Consider the following 17,137-nt stretch of genomic DNA (forward strand, 5'->3'; position numbering starts at 1 on the left):
AATAATTTGACTGATAAAATCTAGGCTTTTATGAAAGAATTGGGTGTCGATTTAAGCGAGTACAGTAAAGTATCATATAGATATGATATACAGGGGGTTCGTGCAATAGGCGCAATTCTTATTATGATCTATCATATCTGGTTCAGTAAGGTCTCAGGAGGGGTTGACGTTTTTTTTGTTGTTTCCGGATACTTTATGGCAGGTATGCTTGCGAGATCATATTTAAGAAGCGGCAAAGTAAAGCCTTTTGAATTCTGGGGAAGGATTATTAGGAGAATAGCTCCCTTAGCCTACACAGTGATTGCTACGACTTTTGTAGCAGGATTTTTTTTAATGCCTCCCAGTCTTTGGCGAGGTAGTATCAATGAAGTTTTGACAAGTGCTTTACATATCGAGAACTGGCATCTTATTCGTGTGGGAACTGATTATCTTGCTAGTAGCAATCCTCCAAGCCCTTTACAGCAATTCTGGGCGCTATCTCTTCAAATGCAGTTCTATATTTTTTTACCCTTAATCTTATTTCTTAGCATCTCGCTATCAAAACTAGCGGGGTCTTATAAAGTAGTCTTGTTTATTGTTGCCTTAGTCATAGTGTCGTCTTTTGGGTTTTCTATATATTATACGGATGTCAATCCAGCAGCAGCATACTTCCATACAGGGACCAGAGCTTGGGAGTTTTTTGTGGGCGTTGCTATATTTATAGCATCACCTTTTATTTCTCTCTCATCAACAGTTTCTCGAGTTTTAATGTGGGTCGGATTCTTACTGATTTTAGCCGTTGGAGTATTTGTTCCTGATAGTGCTACTTATCCTGGTTATATAGCTGCTCTTCCAGTAGCTGCTGCTGGAATTATGATTATAGCTGGGATTTCCGATAAAGCAGGTTATGTATATCAGATGCTCTCATCTAAGGCATTGGTATATATCGGAGGGATATCTTTCTCTCTATATCTTTGGCACTGGCCTATTCTTATATACTTTCAATACTACTCAGGTGTTATGCCAGGTGAGATGACTTTAATTGAAGGCCTTCTTGTTATTGCTTTAGCTTTTACTTTGTCTGTTATCTCAAAAAACTTAATTGAAAACCCTTTTGCAAAAATAAAGAATGAAAATATAATCGCTCCATATTTTATTGGGCTCGTATTTTTTATACCTGTGTTTGCCTCTAGCTACTATGCTCGTTCAGAACTAATTAGGGTGTATAATATTGCTGAAGCAACTGATTATGTAGCTGGGAAACACTATGAGGGTGATAGTGCTTATATACAGAGAACCCCATCAGGGATCGGCTTAAAAAGAATAATTCCTGTTAGGATGGATATTACACCTGCCTCTTTAAATGGGTGTAGTGAAGGGTTAATACAAGGAAATATTTCCACTTGCGAGTTTGGTGATAAAAACAGCGAAACCTCTATCTTATTAGTTGGTGGTAGCCGTATGGCCCACTGGGAAACTCTTTTTTCTTACATGGGTAGGAAAGATAACTTTAAGGTTATAACGGCTACGATAGATGGCTGCTCGTTTGGCTATCACCCTTCATTAGAAAATAATATAAAATGTCAAAATTGGAATAAAAAAATTATTAGCTTTATATCAGATCTAGAGCCAAAACCAAAAGTTATTGTTGTTAATAGCTCTAGATCAGAGGGTGATGGCGAATACACGCCTTCTGGATATATTGAAAATATTAAAGAGGTGTTATCTCTTGATATACCAGTCATAGGGATTCGTATAAATCCAATGTTCAACGATCCTGATGCGTGTCTATGGAGAAATAGTAATGATGTCTCTAAGTGTGCAGCCAATGCGTCTCTATCTCTCAAAAGTCAGAACCCAGTTATTGATATTAAAAACAAAGAGGGATTAAAGAGCTTTTACCCAGTTGACTTTACAAATGTAATTTGTAACGATGGATTATGCCCAGCTGCATTTAACGGATACCCAACAATGAGGGATAAAAACCATTTCACTGAGAGTTATATCCTATATATGGCACCTGCTTTAGAAAAAGCAATTAATAATCAAGTAGGTGGGTTCTCGAAGCTGCTGGAAGATTAAATACTCCAAGACTTACAAAACACTGTGAGTATTATTTTTATGTTGCAGTACTTAGACCAGACGTGCTATAGGTAACTTAATGATGTGCAGCATTACGCAATTAAGCTGTGACATGATTCTTGACATCCTATCGTCATACGCTATCACATCTAATCACATTGCATAATCGTAAGTCATTGATATTGTTAAGAGTGAATTTGATAGCGTGTGATAGTGTTTGATGTAATCGGGTTCAACTCCCGCCATCGCAGCGTACCATATTACCTTGGATACAAAGCGTAAAATTTGACGCAGTTTTTGGCGCAGTTTGCAGTAAATCAGTTTAAATCAACCAAAACTGTTTTTGATAAACATATGATTTAATTATGTTTATTTTTAACTGATTTATATTAACTGCTATCAAAAAGAGTTCGAGTCTCTCCAGCCCCACCATTTTCGGATAGTACATCTTAGACCAAATATTAAAGCCTGCTTTTAGCAGGTTTTTTTGTGTCGGGAATTTACTAGATTTATATTTTCAACCTTAGTTATTGAGCTCAGTTACCTTGCCACTCCATACTTTCTAAATCTAAAAGCACCTCACCCATACTCTGATACCTTTTCTCTATCTGCTTCGCCAATGCCTTATCAACAACGTCCTGATAGCGACTATATTCTAATGGCAAGGTCGGAACAGACTGTTGGCAATGTTGTGTCGCCCAATCAATCATTGGATCACTACTTCGAGCATCAACGGCAAATGGTCGCTCGCCGACTAATATCTCATACAACATAATCCCAAAAGCGTATATATCGCTTTGAACCGTTGAGCCATACCCTTGCCAACGCTCAGGAGCAAGATAGGCAGGCGTGCCAGCAATATTTGCTACACTTGGCTGATAAAGCGTGCGCGCTAAAGCAAAATCCGTTAATAATAAATCAAAGGTGATACGGCTATTATCCGCATTATTTGGCAAAAAGCCTCCTAGCAAGATATTACTGGGCTTAATATCATTATGTAACCAGCCGATATTATGTAAATGGTAAATAAGATTAGCAGATTGTAGGATAAATTGATTTTTTTGTGCCTGTGTTAATAAGAAATGCTTTTGAGCGCTCAGCTGATTTGCCAAGCTGCCATTTGGATAATAAGGCATGACCAGGATAGTCATCTGCTGCAACTGCGCTAATATTTTCGAAGTAATATTTTCATAAAACAATAGTGGTGGTACGATAGCAGAAAGGCTATTTTGAAGATTGCTTTGATTATTTGATAAGTTGTTTATAGATGTTAGGACGTCAGCTTCATAGATTAAATCAGACAGGTCTTGATGAGCATTAGCATATAACTGCCATTTAATCATCACATTCCCAAACTGCGAATGTTGGGCGTGCGTCAAGCCCTGATAATCAAGGTCACTACCATGATTTTGCTGACTGAGTCGTTGATGCGAGATCTCGCTATAATGTAAGTCTGAGAATAATACGGTCAATACTGGCAGGATTTGCTGCGCTTGCACTCGTAACGCTTGTTTTGCACCTGTTTGTAATACACAAGGAATACTGGCACTATTTTTCATGGTAAAGTGATGCCTTTATATATCTAGTAAGCCAAACGTCATTTTAATTTTTATAAGCGACTGAGTATTATGCCTCAATCTACTAAGCCCGTTATGAATTATGCTCTGCCAGACCATTTATTAGATTTACTCGGACAGTATCTGCAAGAGCAGATCACGCCAACCATTGAGATTGATCCTGCGCAGTTGGCTTATCGCTGGATCGGTGGGCAGACTGGACATTTAGAGCCGCTGGCGGTTAATTTGTTTTTAAATTTAGACGACCTACATGGTATCGACACGCAAAAATCAAAACTGGTACAGAACACGCGTCAATTCCTGAAGGGCTATCCTGCCAATCACGTTTTGATGACAGGGACACGCGGCGCTGGTAAATCATCGCTGATTAGAGCATTGCTACAAGCCTATCATAATGAAGGTCTGCGCATTATTGAAATTGCCCGAGACGACTTACGGATGCTTGATAAAATACGGGCAGCGATTAAAGCCTTACCAGCTGACTGCAAATGTCGCTATGTGGTGTACTGTGATGACTTGGCATTTAATGGTCAAGATGAAAGCTACCGCACCTTAAAAAGTGTGCTTGATGGTTCTCTAGATTCAGAGCAAGACAAATTATTGGTTTATGCAACCAGTAACCGCCGCCATCTACTACCGCAGCTCATGAAAGACAATGTTAATATTTATAATGGTCAAACCGATGAGGTTAATCCTTATGAGACCATTGATGAGACGGTGTCTTTATCTGACCGTTTTGGTTTATGGCTGTCCTTTCATCCAATGGATCAAAATACTTATTTACATATCGTGCGACATTATTTATCTATTCAACAAAAAGTCGATGCTGGAAGTAGTCATGATGACATGCACGGTGATGCAGCAAATAAAGGTGCAGATAGCATTGATGAGTTACCCACCCATATCAGATCAGCCGCATTACGCTGGGCATCAGAACGCGGTGGACGCTCTGGTCGAGTGGCGTATCAGTTCAGTCGTTATTGGATAGGACAGACCCAATTGGCAGCTGAAGACAGTCAGTCTTAAAAACTCATATCATGTATTTTTATGGTCGCGTGCAGAGCCTAAATACTGTACGCGACTGCCTATATCATCACCCACTTCTTCCGCTGTTCCATTCACCAGATATTGGTCAAAATCTGCTGCCAGCCATAGATTACCTTGGTAAACACTTTCGGTATCCAATCGAATATGCGCCATATTTGGCGTGCTGCTATTTGGATTGTCAAAGCTCTGATAACGGGCGCTAAAATGGGTGAGAACTAGGTTTTTAAGCCCATTGTCTTGGGCAAATCGACCCAATAACTGCGCGCTACTATGCATTGGATCAAAATCTGGATTTTTTGCCTGAATCTTATTCAATAACTCATGAGTATATGTAGCTTCATGAACGAGTAAATCCGCATCAGCTATAGCATTGTTAAGACACTCTGGCGTATCGTTATCTCCAGCCACCACTACCCTTGTACGCTGACTCTCATTATCGACATAACCTGTTGAACGAAGCTTGCGACCGTCTTCGGTCATAACATCTTCGCCCTGTTGCAGTCTGCCCCACAGCGCGTTGGCTGGAATATTATCTGCTATCAGCTTGTCCTTATCAAGATGGCGATGACTGATCGTCTGGCTGATACCAAAGCCATAAGAGGGAACGCGATGCGATAACGGCGTGATATCAATTTCAAGCTGATGTTGATTGTCTAAGCTGATAGTTACCTGAGCTTTATTTTTACTATCTTGCTCAGATAGCAAATCTTCTATCGCCATAAAGTTAATAGCAAATGGAAAGTGCAATTTGGTAGTCAAAATAAGAGCATCAAGCAGTGTGGCAATCGCTTTTGGCGCAAGCAGTATCAGCGGCGCAGTACGTCCTGACATTGCCGCACTCGCTAACAACCCCGGCAAACCATAGCAATGGTCGCCATGCACATGAGTAATGCAAATCGCTTGTAACTGATGTAAAGATAACTTGGTATGTAAGAGCTGATGCTGCGTACCTTCACCGCAATCAATCAATAACCACGGCCGTGATTTCTTGTTTTGCTGTTGATTTGTCCCTGAGCTATAAGGGTTGATGCACTCGATGGCAAGCGCCGTTACATTACGTTGCTTGGTTGGCACACCTGCTGAGGTACCCAAAAAAGTGAGTTTTAGCATCGCTTATCTCTGCTGATTATCATTACGAGCTGTTATGGCAACTGACATATCATAGTTTTTTTGCCTTCAATCATCTGTCCGCCATTTGCCGTACATTCATTGACCATATTGGATTCATACGACTTCCAGCCACCATAGAAGCTGGCAATGCATAGAATCACTACCAACAGTTTTTGTGACCATGCTTTAATGGAAACTTGCTGACTGTTCACATTATTAACAAACTCATTAAGTGGTTGTTCATTAGCACTGTTGGTATGGTCAGTATTATTCGACTTATTCAAATCTGTCATTTTTCATCCTAAAAAAAGGGTTTGTCTATAAATAAACAAAGCCCTTTATTGTTATATTAAATCAATAATTAATAATAAGCGTCGCACTTAAAACTGTAGACGACCGCCCTTTTCTTCTGCACGCTTAAAGGCATCACGTTCTTCACAACGCTTAAGCCAAGTTAAGACATTGGTATATTTACTACTGTCTAAACCTGCGCCTGCATTGGCACCGACCACAGCCAGATGCATCTGAATATCAGCGGCGCTAAATTCTGCTCCGGCAAACCAATGGTTGTCTTGTAAATGCTGCTCCATCATATCGAGTATGGCAGTCAAGCTTTTGCTTATCATGCTTTTTTCGACTTGCTTTTTGATGCTTTTACTCACAGTTTTGATCAGCATCGGCGACTGCTCAACCACTTTAGTAAATACCAAACGCATGACCAACGGCGGCATCACTGATGCTTCGGCAAAGTGTAGCCAAAACGTATAGGCCTCCCACGCCGCTTCATTGTCATCAGCAGGCTTAAACTGCCTTTCTTTATCATAGTGCTTTAATAGATACTCGATGATAAAGCCTGACTCAATCAGCACACGACCATCGACCTCTAGCATCGGTGCATGACCGAGCGGGTGTATTTGCTTTAAGCTGTCAGGGGCACGGTACGCTTTGTTACGCTGGTAGCAAGTCAGTTGGTAGTCGGCATTCAGCTCTTCTAATAGCCATAAGATACGAAATGAGCGTGAGTTTGCCAAGTGATGAAGGTGTAGCATAAACCATCCTTATAATAAGTTTTTAGTATTCAATAGCAGATTTTATAAGTCAACTCTTCAATATTCTGTTTAAATAAAGGAGTTTAATAAATCAAACAACCCGATTTAAGTCAATAATAATGCTTGATAATAACTCACTTATTGTTTTTATTATAGCTTTACTATGTAGCTTGACTTATCAAACCACTTTTATCGGGCCACACTACTTATCATTACATCAATAACTACTTTGAATCTAACGCTTGGATTTTACGCGTGATTTTATCTATTCGCTGTTGGTATTTCCTGATTTTACGAAAACGGTGCGCCTTTAATACCCCTTCTATACGATGGTCGATAAAACGGCGACGCGGTGGAAAACTCCCAACTTGCGGCTCTCGGTAACCATGCAAATGATTGTCACGGCGTCGGATAAGAAAGCCTTTCATACTATCAGCAATCATAATAAACAATGCCAGTGTAATCATGCCATACATGAATAACGAGCCTCCTTCATCCAGACTTTGATTTAACACAGTAATAGATAATACAAATAGCAGCATAGGCTCTATGTAGCTGAGCGCGCCAAATAGCGACACTGGCAGCTTACTACTAGCAACCATAGTCAATGACATGGCAAGCGCACTAAAAGCGCCTAGCAGCGGCAATATGTACCAAAATTTGGTATTTTGCGCCGCCACACTAAAGCCGCCGCTGCTATAAAGCATAATCAGCACCACTGGCGTCAGTAACGTCAAATCTGATAACAGACCTGTAATAGGCGGCACAGCAAGCTTACGACGTAGCAAATAATAAGGCGGATAACCCAAGCATGCAAATGCGGTTACCCAAGATATACTGCCATATTGCAATATATCATAGCCGATACCGAGCGCAGCACATATCGCTGCTAACCATTGCAAAACACTCATATGCTCATGATAGAAAAAACGCCCAATCACAATCATGACCAACGGCAATAAAAAATAGCCCAAGGTCACATCAAGACCAAAGCCATTGACCGGTCCCCACATAAACAGCCAAATCTGCCCACCTAAAATTGGGGTTGGCAGTACAAAAATAATCCACTCTTTTGGCGTCTTTAGTGTTTTGAGATAATCAAATACATGCTGCCACTGTTTTGTAAGACTGACCAATAGCACTAGGCTCAGGAGCATCATCAATACACGCCACGAAGCCACCTGCGTACCCGTTAATGGCAGCATAAATAGCCCAAATAGAAACATCAAAGAAAACAAAAAACTTGATGATACTGAAGCCAAAGTTCCCTGAACGGTCTGATTGGTCGTAAGCATAACAACAGCCTTAAAAAACAGAAAAAAAACAAAGCCTCCAACGATAACGTCAGAGGCTTTTTTTATAAAAGGTAATAAAAGAATAGACCAAAAAGCTAACTAATAAAAGCGTTATTCATCAGTCTCAGTTTCTGTATGACTAGTATCATCAAAGTCTGTCTCTGTAGCATCACTATTCGCCGCATCAACATCCATCTGTTCTTGACCTTTTACTTCAAACGTTCCATCTTCTCTCATTGCATCAATCAGCTCATTGTTACCCTCTTCGTGCTCAACACGCGCCATAGCAACCAGTTTTTCATCTTTTGATAAACGAATCAGCGTGACGCCTTGAGTATTACGACCAGAGCTTGCTACATGCTCAACTGGGGTACGTACTAAAGTACCTTTGTCTGAAATTAAAATAATATCGTCTGTAGAGTCCACCTTGGTAGCACGAACCAGCGCACCATTACGCGTGCTAGTTTTAATAGCGATAACACCGCCACCGCCACGATTTTGCGTGTTGAACTCATCAATAAAGGTGCGTTTGCCAAAGCCGTTTTCACAAGCAATTAAAATTTCGCGGACGTCATCTTCAATCACTACCAACGATTTGATAAATTCATCAGCAGTCAGGCGCATACCGCGGACACCTTTCGCCGTACGACCCATCGCACGAGCATCCGTCTCATTAAAACGAATGGCTTTACCACTTGACGCAAATAGCATGACCTCTTGGCTACCATTGGTGATACGAGCGCTCACCAATTTATCGCCTTCCTCTAGACCAACGGCAATCAAGCCATTCGAGCGAATATTGGCAAACTGTTTTAGCTCGACACGCTTCACTGTACCATTTGCCGTTGCAAAAAATACAAAAGGCGGCTCTGCTTGCGTGCTATCGTCTAATAGATCATCACTATCTAGTGTGACATCTGCTGATGTCTCACCTTTGCTAGATAACTCTTCTACGATTTTTGGGATAGGCAATATCGTTGTGACCGTTTCATCAGCATTTAAGCCAATAAGATTGACCAGTGGACGACCACGGGCGCCGCGGCTGGCAATTGGCACTTCAAAACCACGTAAACTAAAGACACGACCCGTATCGGTAAAGCACAGTACGGTTGCGTGCGTTGAAGTCACGATTAAATGATCAATCACATCGTCTTCTTTCATCGCCGTCGCTGATTTGCCTTTACCGCCACGTTTTTGCGCCACATAGTCGTCAATGGGTTGAGTTTTGGCATAGCCAGTACGCGATACCGTCATTACCACGGTTTGCTCTGGGATCAAGTCTTCACGGTTAAAGTCCATACGCGAATCAATAATATCAGTGCGACGCTCATCACCAAAATTATCACGGATTTCAATCATCTCGTTTGAGATAATGGTCATTAACTTATCAAAATCACCAAGGATAGATTCTAAATGGGCGATCTCACGCAACAAGTCTTGGTATTCTTCAGTCAGCTTGTCTTGCTCAAGACCCGTTAGGCGATGCAGTTGCATGTCTAAAATAGCATTGACCTGCTCAAGCGATAAGCGATAGCTTTCTTGATTATTAATCAGACCAAACGGCGCTTTTGGATCTTCGCCCTCGATAAAGTCAGGACGTACCGACTGGCTGCCTGCAGCGGTTAGCATCGCTACAACGCTGCCTGAACCCCAGATATTACTGAGTAAGTTTTCACGAGCCAAGCCGCGGTTTGCAGACGCTTTAATCGTCGCAATAATTTCGTCAATATTGGCAAGTGCAACGGTCAGACCTTCAAGCAAATGACCTCGTACACGGGCTTTATTGAGCTCAAAAATCGTACGGCGCGTCACTACTTCTTGGCGATGGCGTACAAATGCTGCAATCAGCTGGCGTAAGGTCAATAGCTTCGGTTGACCATTGTCAAGCGCCACCATATTGATACTAAAGCTCGATTCTAGCGGCGTTTGCAGGAACAAGTTGTTAACGATCACTTCCGCTGTTTCGCCGCGACGTAAATCAATAGCGATACGCATACCGTCTTTATCAGACTCATCACGAATCTCGGTAATACCTTCGATTTTTTTGTCACGCACAAGTTCTGCAATACGCTCAATCAGCTTGGCTTTATTGGTTTGATAAGGCACTTCGGTGAAAACAATACGCTCACGGTCACGGTTGACACCCGTCTCACTCATCGGCTCAATAATATATCGACCACGTACATGCAAGCGACCTTTACCAGTACGATAAGCATCTAAAATACCGGCGCGACCATAGATAATACCGCCCGTTGGGAAATCAGGACCTGAGATATGCGACATCAGCTCTTCAGCAGATATTTGCGGATTTTCAGCATAAGCTAAGCAAGCGTTAATCACTTCCGTCAAATTGTGCGGCGCCATATTGGTCGCCATACCAACTGCAATACCGGTAGCACCATTAATCAATAAATTAGGAATACGCGCAGGCAACACGCTTGGCATACGCTCAGAGCCATCGTAGTTGTCTTCCCAATCGACGGTATCTTTATCCAAGTCAGCAAGCATTTGATGGGTCAACTTGGTCATACGCACTTCGGTATAACGCATCGCTGCCGGAGGATCATCATCAATTGAGCCAAAGTTACCTTGACCATCAACCATCGGGTAACGCAAGCTAAAATCCTGTGCCATACGTACGATGGCATCATAGACGGCACTATCGCCATGTGGGTGATACTTACCAATGACATCGCCAACCACACGTGCAGATTTCTTGTAGGCTTTGTTATAGTCATTAGACAATACATGCATCGCATACATCACACGGCGGTGTACTGGTTTGAACCCATCACGCACATCAGGCAGCGCGCGCGAGACGATCACGCTCATCGCATAATCCAAATAGGACTGCTTTAATTCGTCCACAATGGCAATAGGACTGACCGATTCGCTCATATACACTCCCTCACTCACATCTACTCTCTAGCATTGGCATATCTAAGCCATAATGGGCAACAATAACGGCACCAAAGCGCCGTTATATAATAAATACAGTGACCATCAAAAAAGGCTTAGCAATCATTCAAATCTATAGAGAATTAGCGATAGTTTTAATGTTGAATAAAAGAAGCTATTTTAGCACAAATTTGTTGATTTAGGGGGTTCTAGGTGCTATTAAAATCAAGCAAAACAGTTCAGTAATTGCTACTTTTTGCATCAATTACCATGATTCAAAAACCTTTCCCAACAGCATTGATATCACTGGCTAATTTTGCCATTGATATATATATAAAGACCGTTTTTTAGCAATACCATTTAACGCCCACTTTTTTCAAATAGCGCGTCATCAGAGTTGGGTGTTAATGCAATTTAAAAACAATCCTAAAAAGACGTCAACGCTAGATTAGCGCCCTGCTTTATTGTACGATACGCCACCATACATCCTCCGATATAGACAACTCTTTATGCCAACCAATCCTCAATATATTAATAATAGCGATGCGGTAGACTCTACAGAAAATGTGACAGTACAAGCGTTAAAAGAAGATGTGCGTACTGACCGCAGCTTTGATGCGATTGCCGATCATTTTGAGAAAAAGGTCTATGGTGGCTTAAAGGGAGACATTCGATTAGCAGTATTGCGCCGTGATCTTTTTGAATACTGCGCGCAGATGAGCAGCACTCTTGGGCGACCTTTACGTATTTTGGATGTGGGTGCAGGGCTTGCGCAAATTGCGATTGAGCTTGCGACTCAAGGACATACACTGGTCATCAATGATATCTCGGCCAATATGTTAGAGAAGGCGCAAGAGAGCGCTGCACAAAGTAGTGCAAACGATGAAAAATTGAATATTACGTGGTATGTATGCCCGTATCAAGAGCTTGAAGAAAAGCTGGCTGATGAGACGGAGAAATTTGATTTAATCATGTGTCACGCGCTACTTGAATGGTTGGCAGAGCCTGCCGCGGTAATGGACTTTTTTGATCAGCAATTATCCGATAATGGAGCATTATCGCTGTGCTTTTATAATCCAGCGAGCTTTGATTATCGTAACTTGATAATGGGCAATTTCAACTTATTAGATAACACTGAATATAAAGCCGACAATAAAAAAAGCCTGACGCCCAATCATCCGGTTGCAAAGGAAGAGGTTGAAGCTTGGCTACAGGCGCATGATTATCAGACTCTGATCGCCAGCGGTCTGCGCGTATTCCATGATTATTCGCCGCTAAAACGTGGTGGGCATAACGATCCTGAAGCGGTCATACGTATGGAGTTACGCTACTCGCAACTGGATCCCTATAAGTGGCTTGGGCGCTACTTACATCTTCTAGCGACACGTGTCTCTTAAACACATGCCTCTTAAAAGCTTTAAAACTTCGACACCATGCGTCCTTTCGGTAAAGACAACTTAATAAACGCTATCATATGTCCTCAAACCGCTCTGACCTATCATACTCTGACCACGTGGTAGCGTTGATATCCTTTTCGTCAAATACCACCACATGCTCCAGTATCGGCAAGATACCGATTTGGGTGCCGACTTCATGATTATGATGACTGGCGACCAATGACAATACCGTTTGACCATCATCTAGTTGCAAGCGATAGAGATAATTGGCACCGCGAAATACCCGACCAACCACTAAGGCGGTCTGCGTACTGTCATCATCATGGATAATGTCATCGGGACGCACCAATACCTTAATCGGCGTACCATTCGGATAGTCGTACTCACAATACTGCGGCTGACCGGACGCATCGTAGACTTCCATCCGTCGATAAATATCACCAAGCGCCGTCTCAACATGACCTTCTTTGATAATGCCGTCTATCATGGCGCCTTCACCGACGAACTCAGCGACAAACGGGCTGACCGGTTCATGATATAGCTCACTTGGGGTTGCCCACTGTACCAGCTTACCTTTATGCATGACGCCGACTTTATCAGCAAGCGCAAACGCTTCATTTTGATCATGAGTGACCAAAATGGCAGTGGTATTGGTACGTTTGAGAATATCACGAACATTCATGGCCAGTGACTCACGCAATACCACATCCAAGTTCGAAAACGGCTCATCGAGCAGTAATAACTTAGGCTTTGGAGCCAATGCACGAGCCAATGCCACCCGCTGCTGCTGTCCACCTGAGAGCTCGCTTGGGCGTTTATCGGCATGTTCAGACAATTCTACCAGCGCTAGCATCTCAGCAACACGGGCTTTTTTGTCGGCAGCAGACCATTTATTGAGACCAAAGCCGATATTTTTTGCCACGCTTAAATGACCAAATAGCGCATAGTCTTGAAATACCATCCCCATGCCGCGCTTGGCAGGCGCAACAGCAAATGAGAGTCGCGCTGCTTGCTCTGTGAGTCGCTGATTGTTAAGCGTGATTTTGCCGCTACGACTCTCTTCTAATCCGGCAATCGCTCTTAATGCCGTGGTCTTACCACAGCCGCTATAACCTAAAAAACAACCAATTTCACCTTGCTGTAGGTTTAGTGACAAACCATTGACTACTATGGTGTCGTCATAGCCAACCACCAAGTCCTGTACACTAAAATATGGCTGAGTGGCAGCGGTTTCATGATTCTGAATGAAGGTACTATCTAAGTTAGCAACACCTTGTTGTAATTCTCTTTCCGCTACAGCTTGCGCCATTTGCGCTTTGGTTATGATAGTCATAGGTGGCTTTTTCACATTACTTTGTCGTGCTTTACTCTGAGGCTCTACAGAATCAGAGTCTGCTGGATTTATTGAATCGTTCATCAAGTCAGTATACATAGACAGTACCAATAAGCTATTAGTGAAGAAAATCCAGCGTCACAACATTCAAAATATTAGACGTTAAAAACATGAAACTTTAAAAGTGTGAATAACGTGAGAAGCACCAATTAGAATCCGTTGATCATTTAAGCACAATATTTTAATTAAAAAATATCTTAACCCTGCTTATCGCTTTGACGCAGTAATATCCAAACAGGAATAAGACCGACCAATACAATCAACAAACTTGGTAATGCAGCGCGACCCCACATGCCTTCACTGGTCATCTCAAATACCCGAACGGCTAGCGTATCCCAACCTTGACGCCGCGTCATCAAAGTAATCGGCATCTCTTTCATCACTTCGACAAAACCCATCAACAAACCCGTTAACACCCCTGGGCTCAATACGGGCAACATCACTTGCCGCCAGCGCTGAAAAGGGCTATCGCTAAGCAATTTAGCAGCCGCTTCTTGATTGACGGTCAAGCGCTGAAGCTGACGGTCTACCGGCTGAAAACTGACCGTCATAAAACGGGTCGATAGAGCCAGCAGCATCACAATCACACTCCCAGATAAAAACTGCGTGGAGGTTATGCCATAAGCAATCAGCTGATTATCCAGCCACGCAATCGGAATAAAGATCCCGACCGCTAATACCGTACCCGGCACCACATAGCCCAAATTAGCTAAAGTAGTCATAAGCTTGGTAGATTTGTCCGGATATTGACGCTTAATCCACGCAATCATAATCGCTAAGACCGCAATAAACGCAGTGGTAATACTAGCAATCATGAGGCTGTTGGTGACAAAATCAATATAGCGGGCATCAAAATCTTGCTGAAAATTTGCCGCTGTCCAATAGATAAGCTGTGCAAACGGGATCAAAAATGCTATCAAAAATACCAGCGTACAAAGCAGCGTCATAGCAAGCTTAGCTGGTTTACTGACCTCAAAACGTTGGCTACTACCTTGGGTAATAATATTACCGCGTTTTGCTTGCCAATATTGTTCAAACAAGACAACAATGAAGACCACACCAATTAATAGTGCTGCCAACTGTGCCGCTGTCGTCAAGCTAAAAAACCCAAACCAAGCTTTATAAATGGCAGTAGTAAAGGTATCAACATTGAATACTGACACCGCGCCAAAGTCTGCTAGCGTCTCCATACTTGCCAGTAGCAAACCACCGATGACCCAAGGTAATGCTTGCGGTAATGCCAACCGAAAAAACACTCGACCACGACTTAAGCCAAGCATCTGCCCAGCTTCAATAGCTCGCCTACCTTGAGATAAAAAGGCTTGGCGCGCCAGCAAATAAACATAAGGATAAAAAGCCAATGACAAGATCAGCCCTGCACCCCAGACGTTACGTACCGACGGAATGGCAGTCGTAAAACCAAAATCTCTTAATGCCGTTTGTAATGGTCCACTAAAATCAACAATACCAACTGTGACAAATGCTAAGACATAAGCTGGCATAGCAAGCGGCAACATCAGCGCCCACGAAAAAAACCGCTGTCCAGGGAAGCGGTACATACTCGTAAGCCATGCCAATGCCGTGCCAATCGTGCCAGAAATTACTGTGACCATTAATAATAAAATAGCCGTATTTTTGAGGACTTGCGGCAATACGTACTCACGCATATGCCCCCAAATATCAGCGACGGGCTGTGTCCATGACAATAACACGATTAAAATCGGTACTAGCATAAACAACGAAATCAGTCCTAAGACTGATTTCGAGATGACACGTTTACGGGTAGCATGGTCTTGGCGAATAGATTTACTCGTATTGCCTGTCTCATTACTTTCATTGACAGTATTGTTCTGACTTGCAGACGATTCTGGCATTGTTATCATAAGTTGTTACCGTGTCATACGCATCATAACCCCATTAAATGACTGGCAGACTTTTATTTATAGCCTGCTTTGTCCATCATTTGAATGGCTTGGGTTTGTAATGCACCAAATTTCTGTACATTGATATCGTCTGGTTTGAACTGACCCCAAGATCTAAGCATCTCTGACTCATCAATCCCAACTTTGACTGGGAATTCTTTATCAGCGCTAGCATAAAGACCTTGTGCGTCATCAGAAGACAACCATTCCATCAGTTTCAATGCGCCATCTGCATTGTCTGAACCCGTTACTACGCCAGCACCTGAGATATTAACGTGCGTGCCTGTCGTACCTTGGTTTGCCCAAAATATTTTTACTGGGAAATCAGGCTTTTCATCAAGCAAGCGACCATAGTAGTAGCTATTGGCAATACCCACTTCACACTGACCAGCAGCGATAGCTTCTAGTAGATTGGTATCATCACTGAAAACATCAGTAGCTAAGTTAGCAACCCAACCGCGGATGACCGCTTCTGTTTTTTCAGCACCTAAATGCTCCATCATGCTCGCAACCAATGACTGGTTATAAACCTTTTTCGAGGTGCGTAGACATAATTTGCCTTTCCACTTTGGATCCGCCAAATCTGCATAAGTGGATAATTGATCAGCGCTTACTTTACTTGGGTCATAAAAAATCGTACGGGCGCGCAATGACAAACCTGTCCAGCGACCTTCTGGATCACGATACTTAGCCGGTACATTTGCTTCCAAAACGCTAGAAGCAACAGGTTGCAGTAAACCTTGCTCAGCTGCTTGCCATAAGTTACCCGCATCAACTGTCAAAAGCATATCAGCTGGGGTATTCTGACCTTCAGCTTGCAGACGCGCCATCAGTGGACCATCTTTGTCTGTAACCAGCTCAACCTTCACACCCGTCTGTTCAGTATAACGATCTAACAATGGCTTGATTAGCTGCTCATTACGTGATGAGTAGATAGTCACTGTCTGTCCATCAGCACTCGCTGCGTTGTCTTTTGCTACTTCTTGCTCAGTGCTTGGTGCTGGCGTTTCGGCATCAACACTTTCTTCTGGCGTCGATGATTTACTACAGCCAGCCAGCGCCAACATCATGCCAAATACGGCAACCGGTAAAGTAAGTTTAGCAGAAGATAAATTTGCACTGATTACATTCAATGACATGGTTTTCCCCATAATAGCGCGGCAGATAGGTAGAATAAAAAGACATTAAAAATCATGGATTGATAGGATTAAAAAGACCCTAATGTCTGGAAAGCATATACTAATGGAAATGATATTAATTATCAATACATTTATTTAGCCCGATTATTTAGTTAAATAATCGACAATTAATGCTGTGTATAGTGGTTTTTTAATGGGGTTTTGATGCCGTTGTAATGAATCTTGCCGCATTTCCAACTAAGACTTATA

Annotated in this window: 12 protein-coding genes; 3 read left to right on the forward strand and 9 right to left on the reverse strand. The window is 42.4% G+C overall.

Annotated elements, in window-relative coordinates; all coding sequences use genetic code 11:
• Positions 1–30 precede the first annotated feature (30 nt).
• Positions 31–2,061: an acyltransferase family protein gene (locus VLA57_RS02070; RefSeq protein WP_333954217.1), complete on the forward strand. Its 2,031-nt coding sequence runs from the start codon at positions 31–33 to the stop codon at positions 2,059–2,061.
• A gap of 536 nt (positions 2,062–2,597) precedes the next feature.
• On the opposite strand, the gene VLA57_RS02075 is transcribed toward VLA57_RS02070, so the two are convergent.
• Positions 2,598–3,620, reverse strand: a complete 1,023-nt coding sequence (locus tag VLA57_RS02075; protein ID WP_333954218.1) for a serine/threonine-protein kinase — start codon at positions 3,618–3,620, stop codon at positions 2,598–2,600.
• 69 nt (positions 3,621–3,689) lie between these two features.
• Here VLA57_RS02075 and VLA57_RS02080 point away from each other — a divergent pair, with 69 nt between their 5' ends.
• Positions 3,690–4,664 carry an ATP-binding protein gene (locus tag VLA57_RS02080; RefSeq protein WP_011514044.1) on the forward strand — a complete coding sequence of 325 codons (975 nt, stop codon included), beginning with the start codon at positions 3,690–3,692 and terminating at the stop codon, positions 4,662–4,664.
• Positions 4,665–4,673: 9 nt separating this feature from the next.
• Here the strand turns inward: VLA57_RS02080 and VLA57_RS02085 are convergent, their stop codons facing one another.
• The 5 genes from VLA57_RS02085 to gyrA form a co-directional block, all read right to left on the reverse strand.
• The gene (locus VLA57_RS02085) at positions 4,674–5,795 is read right to left on the reverse strand and encodes a ribonuclease Z (RefSeq protein ID WP_011514045.1); all 1,122 of its coding nucleotides are present in this window, start codon (positions 5,793–5,795) and stop codon (positions 4,674–4,676) included.
• A 32-nt stretch (positions 5,796–5,827) separates the two neighbouring features.
• Positions 5,828–6,088, reverse strand: a complete 261-nt coding sequence (locus VLA57_RS02090) for a hypothetical protein (RefSeq protein ID WP_011514046.1) — start codon at positions 6,086–6,088, stop codon at positions 5,828–5,830.
• A gap of 87 nt (positions 6,089–6,175) precedes the next feature.
• Entirely contained in the window at positions 6,176–6,844 is a 669-nt protein-coding gene (locus VLA57_RS02095; RefSeq protein ID WP_011514047.1) for a glutathione S-transferase, read from the reverse strand.
• A 224-nt stretch (positions 6,845–7,068) separates the two neighbouring features.
• Positions 7,069–8,139 carry an EamA family transporter RarD gene (rarD, locus tag VLA57_RS02100; protein ID WP_011514048.1) on the reverse strand — a complete coding sequence of 357 codons (1,071 nt, stop codon included), beginning with the start codon at positions 8,137–8,139 and terminating at the stop codon, positions 7,069–7,071.
• 111 nt (positions 8,140–8,250) lie between these two features.
• A complete protein-coding gene (gyrA, locus tag VLA57_RS02105; RefSeq protein WP_333954220.1) occupies positions 8,251–11,037 on the reverse strand; it encodes a DNA gyrase subunit A in 2,787 nt (928 codons plus the stop codon).
• A gap of 509 nt (positions 11,038–11,546) precedes the next feature.
• On the opposite strand from gyrA, the gene VLA57_RS02110 reads away from it, so the two are divergent.
• Positions 11,547–12,434 (forward strand): methyltransferase domain-containing protein, encoded by an 888-nt coding sequence (locus VLA57_RS02110; protein WP_020443819.1) that lies wholly within the window; start codon positions 11,547–11,549, stop codon positions 12,432–12,434.
• Positions 12,435–12,507: 73 nt separating this feature from the next.
• Here the strand turns inward: VLA57_RS02110 and VLA57_RS02115 are convergent, their stop codons facing one another.
• From VLA57_RS02115 to VLA57_RS02125, 3 genes are all read right to left on the reverse strand, one after another.
• The gene (locus VLA57_RS02115; RefSeq protein WP_442792453.1) at positions 12,508–13,767 is read right to left on the reverse strand and encodes an ABC transporter ATP-binding protein; all 1,260 of its coding nucleotides are present in this window, start codon (positions 13,765–13,767) and stop codon (positions 12,508–12,510) included.
• 257 nt (positions 13,768–14,024) lie between these two features.
• Positions 14,025–15,710: an ABC transporter permease gene (locus VLA57_RS02120; protein WP_133104421.1), complete on the reverse strand. Its 1,686-nt coding sequence runs from the start codon at positions 15,708–15,710 to the stop codon at positions 14,025–14,027.
• 53 nt (positions 15,711–15,763) lie between these two features.
• Complete coding sequence (locus VLA57_RS02125; protein ID WP_020443822.1) at positions 15,764–16,888, reverse strand: Fe(3+) ABC transporter substrate-binding protein; 1,125 nt, start codon at positions 16,886–16,888, stop codon at positions 15,764–15,766.
• Positions 16,889–17,137: the final 249 nt, after the last annotated feature.

Source organism: Psychrobacter sp. S4(2024) (assembly GCF_036861305.1).
GTDB lineage: Bacteria > Pseudomonadota > Gammaproteobacteria > Pseudomonadales > Moraxellaceae > Psychrobacter > Psychrobacter cryohalolentis.

Bases quoted from the DNA above. Each gene is read 5' to 3' on its own strand.
- VLA57_RS02125 (WP_020443822.1), bottom strand. From the start codon at position 16,888: ATGTCATTGAATGTAATCAGTGCAAATTTATCTTCTGCTAAACTTACT.
- VLA57_RS02075 (WP_333954218.1), bottom strand. From the start codon at position 3,620: ATGAAAAATAGTGCCAGTATTCCTTGTGTATTACAAACAGGTGCAAAA.
- VLA57_RS02085 (WP_011514045.1), bottom strand. From the start codon at position 5,795: ATGCTAAAACTCACTTTTTTGGGTACCTCAGCAGGTGTGCCAACCAAG.
- gyrA (WP_333954220.1), bottom strand. From the start codon at position 11,037: ATGAGCGAATCGGTCAGTCCTATTGCCATTGTGGACGAATTAAAGCAG.
- VLA57_RS02080 (WP_011514044.1), top strand. From the start codon at position 3,690: ATGCCTCAATCTACTAAGCCCGTTATGAATTATGCTCTGCCAGACCAT.
- VLA57_RS02110 (WP_020443819.1), top strand. From the start codon at position 11,547: ATGCCAACCAATCCTCAATATATTAATAATAGCGATGCGGTAGACTCT.
- VLA57_RS02115 (WP_442792453.1), bottom strand. From the start codon at position 13,767: ATGACTATCATAACCAAAGCGCAAATGGCGCAAGCTGTAGCGGAAAGA.
- VLA57_RS02120 (WP_133104421.1), bottom strand. From the start codon at position 15,710: ATGATAACAATGCCAGAATCGTCTGCAAGTCAGAACAATACTGTCAAT.
- VLA57_RS02095 (WP_011514047.1), bottom strand. From the start codon at position 6,844: ATGCTACACCTTCATCACTTGGCAAACTCACGCTCATTTCGTATCTTA.
- rarD (WP_011514048.1), bottom strand. From the start codon at position 8,139: ATGCTTACGACCAATCAGACCGTTCAGGGAACTTTGGCTTCAGTATCA.
- VLA57_RS02090 (WP_011514046.1), bottom strand. From the start codon at position 6,088: ATGACAGATTTGAATAAGTCGAATAATACTGACCATACCAACAGTGCT.
- VLA57_RS02070 (WP_333954217.1), top strand. From the start codon at position 31: ATGAAAGAATTGGGTGTCGATTTAAGCGAGTACAGTAAAGTATCATAT.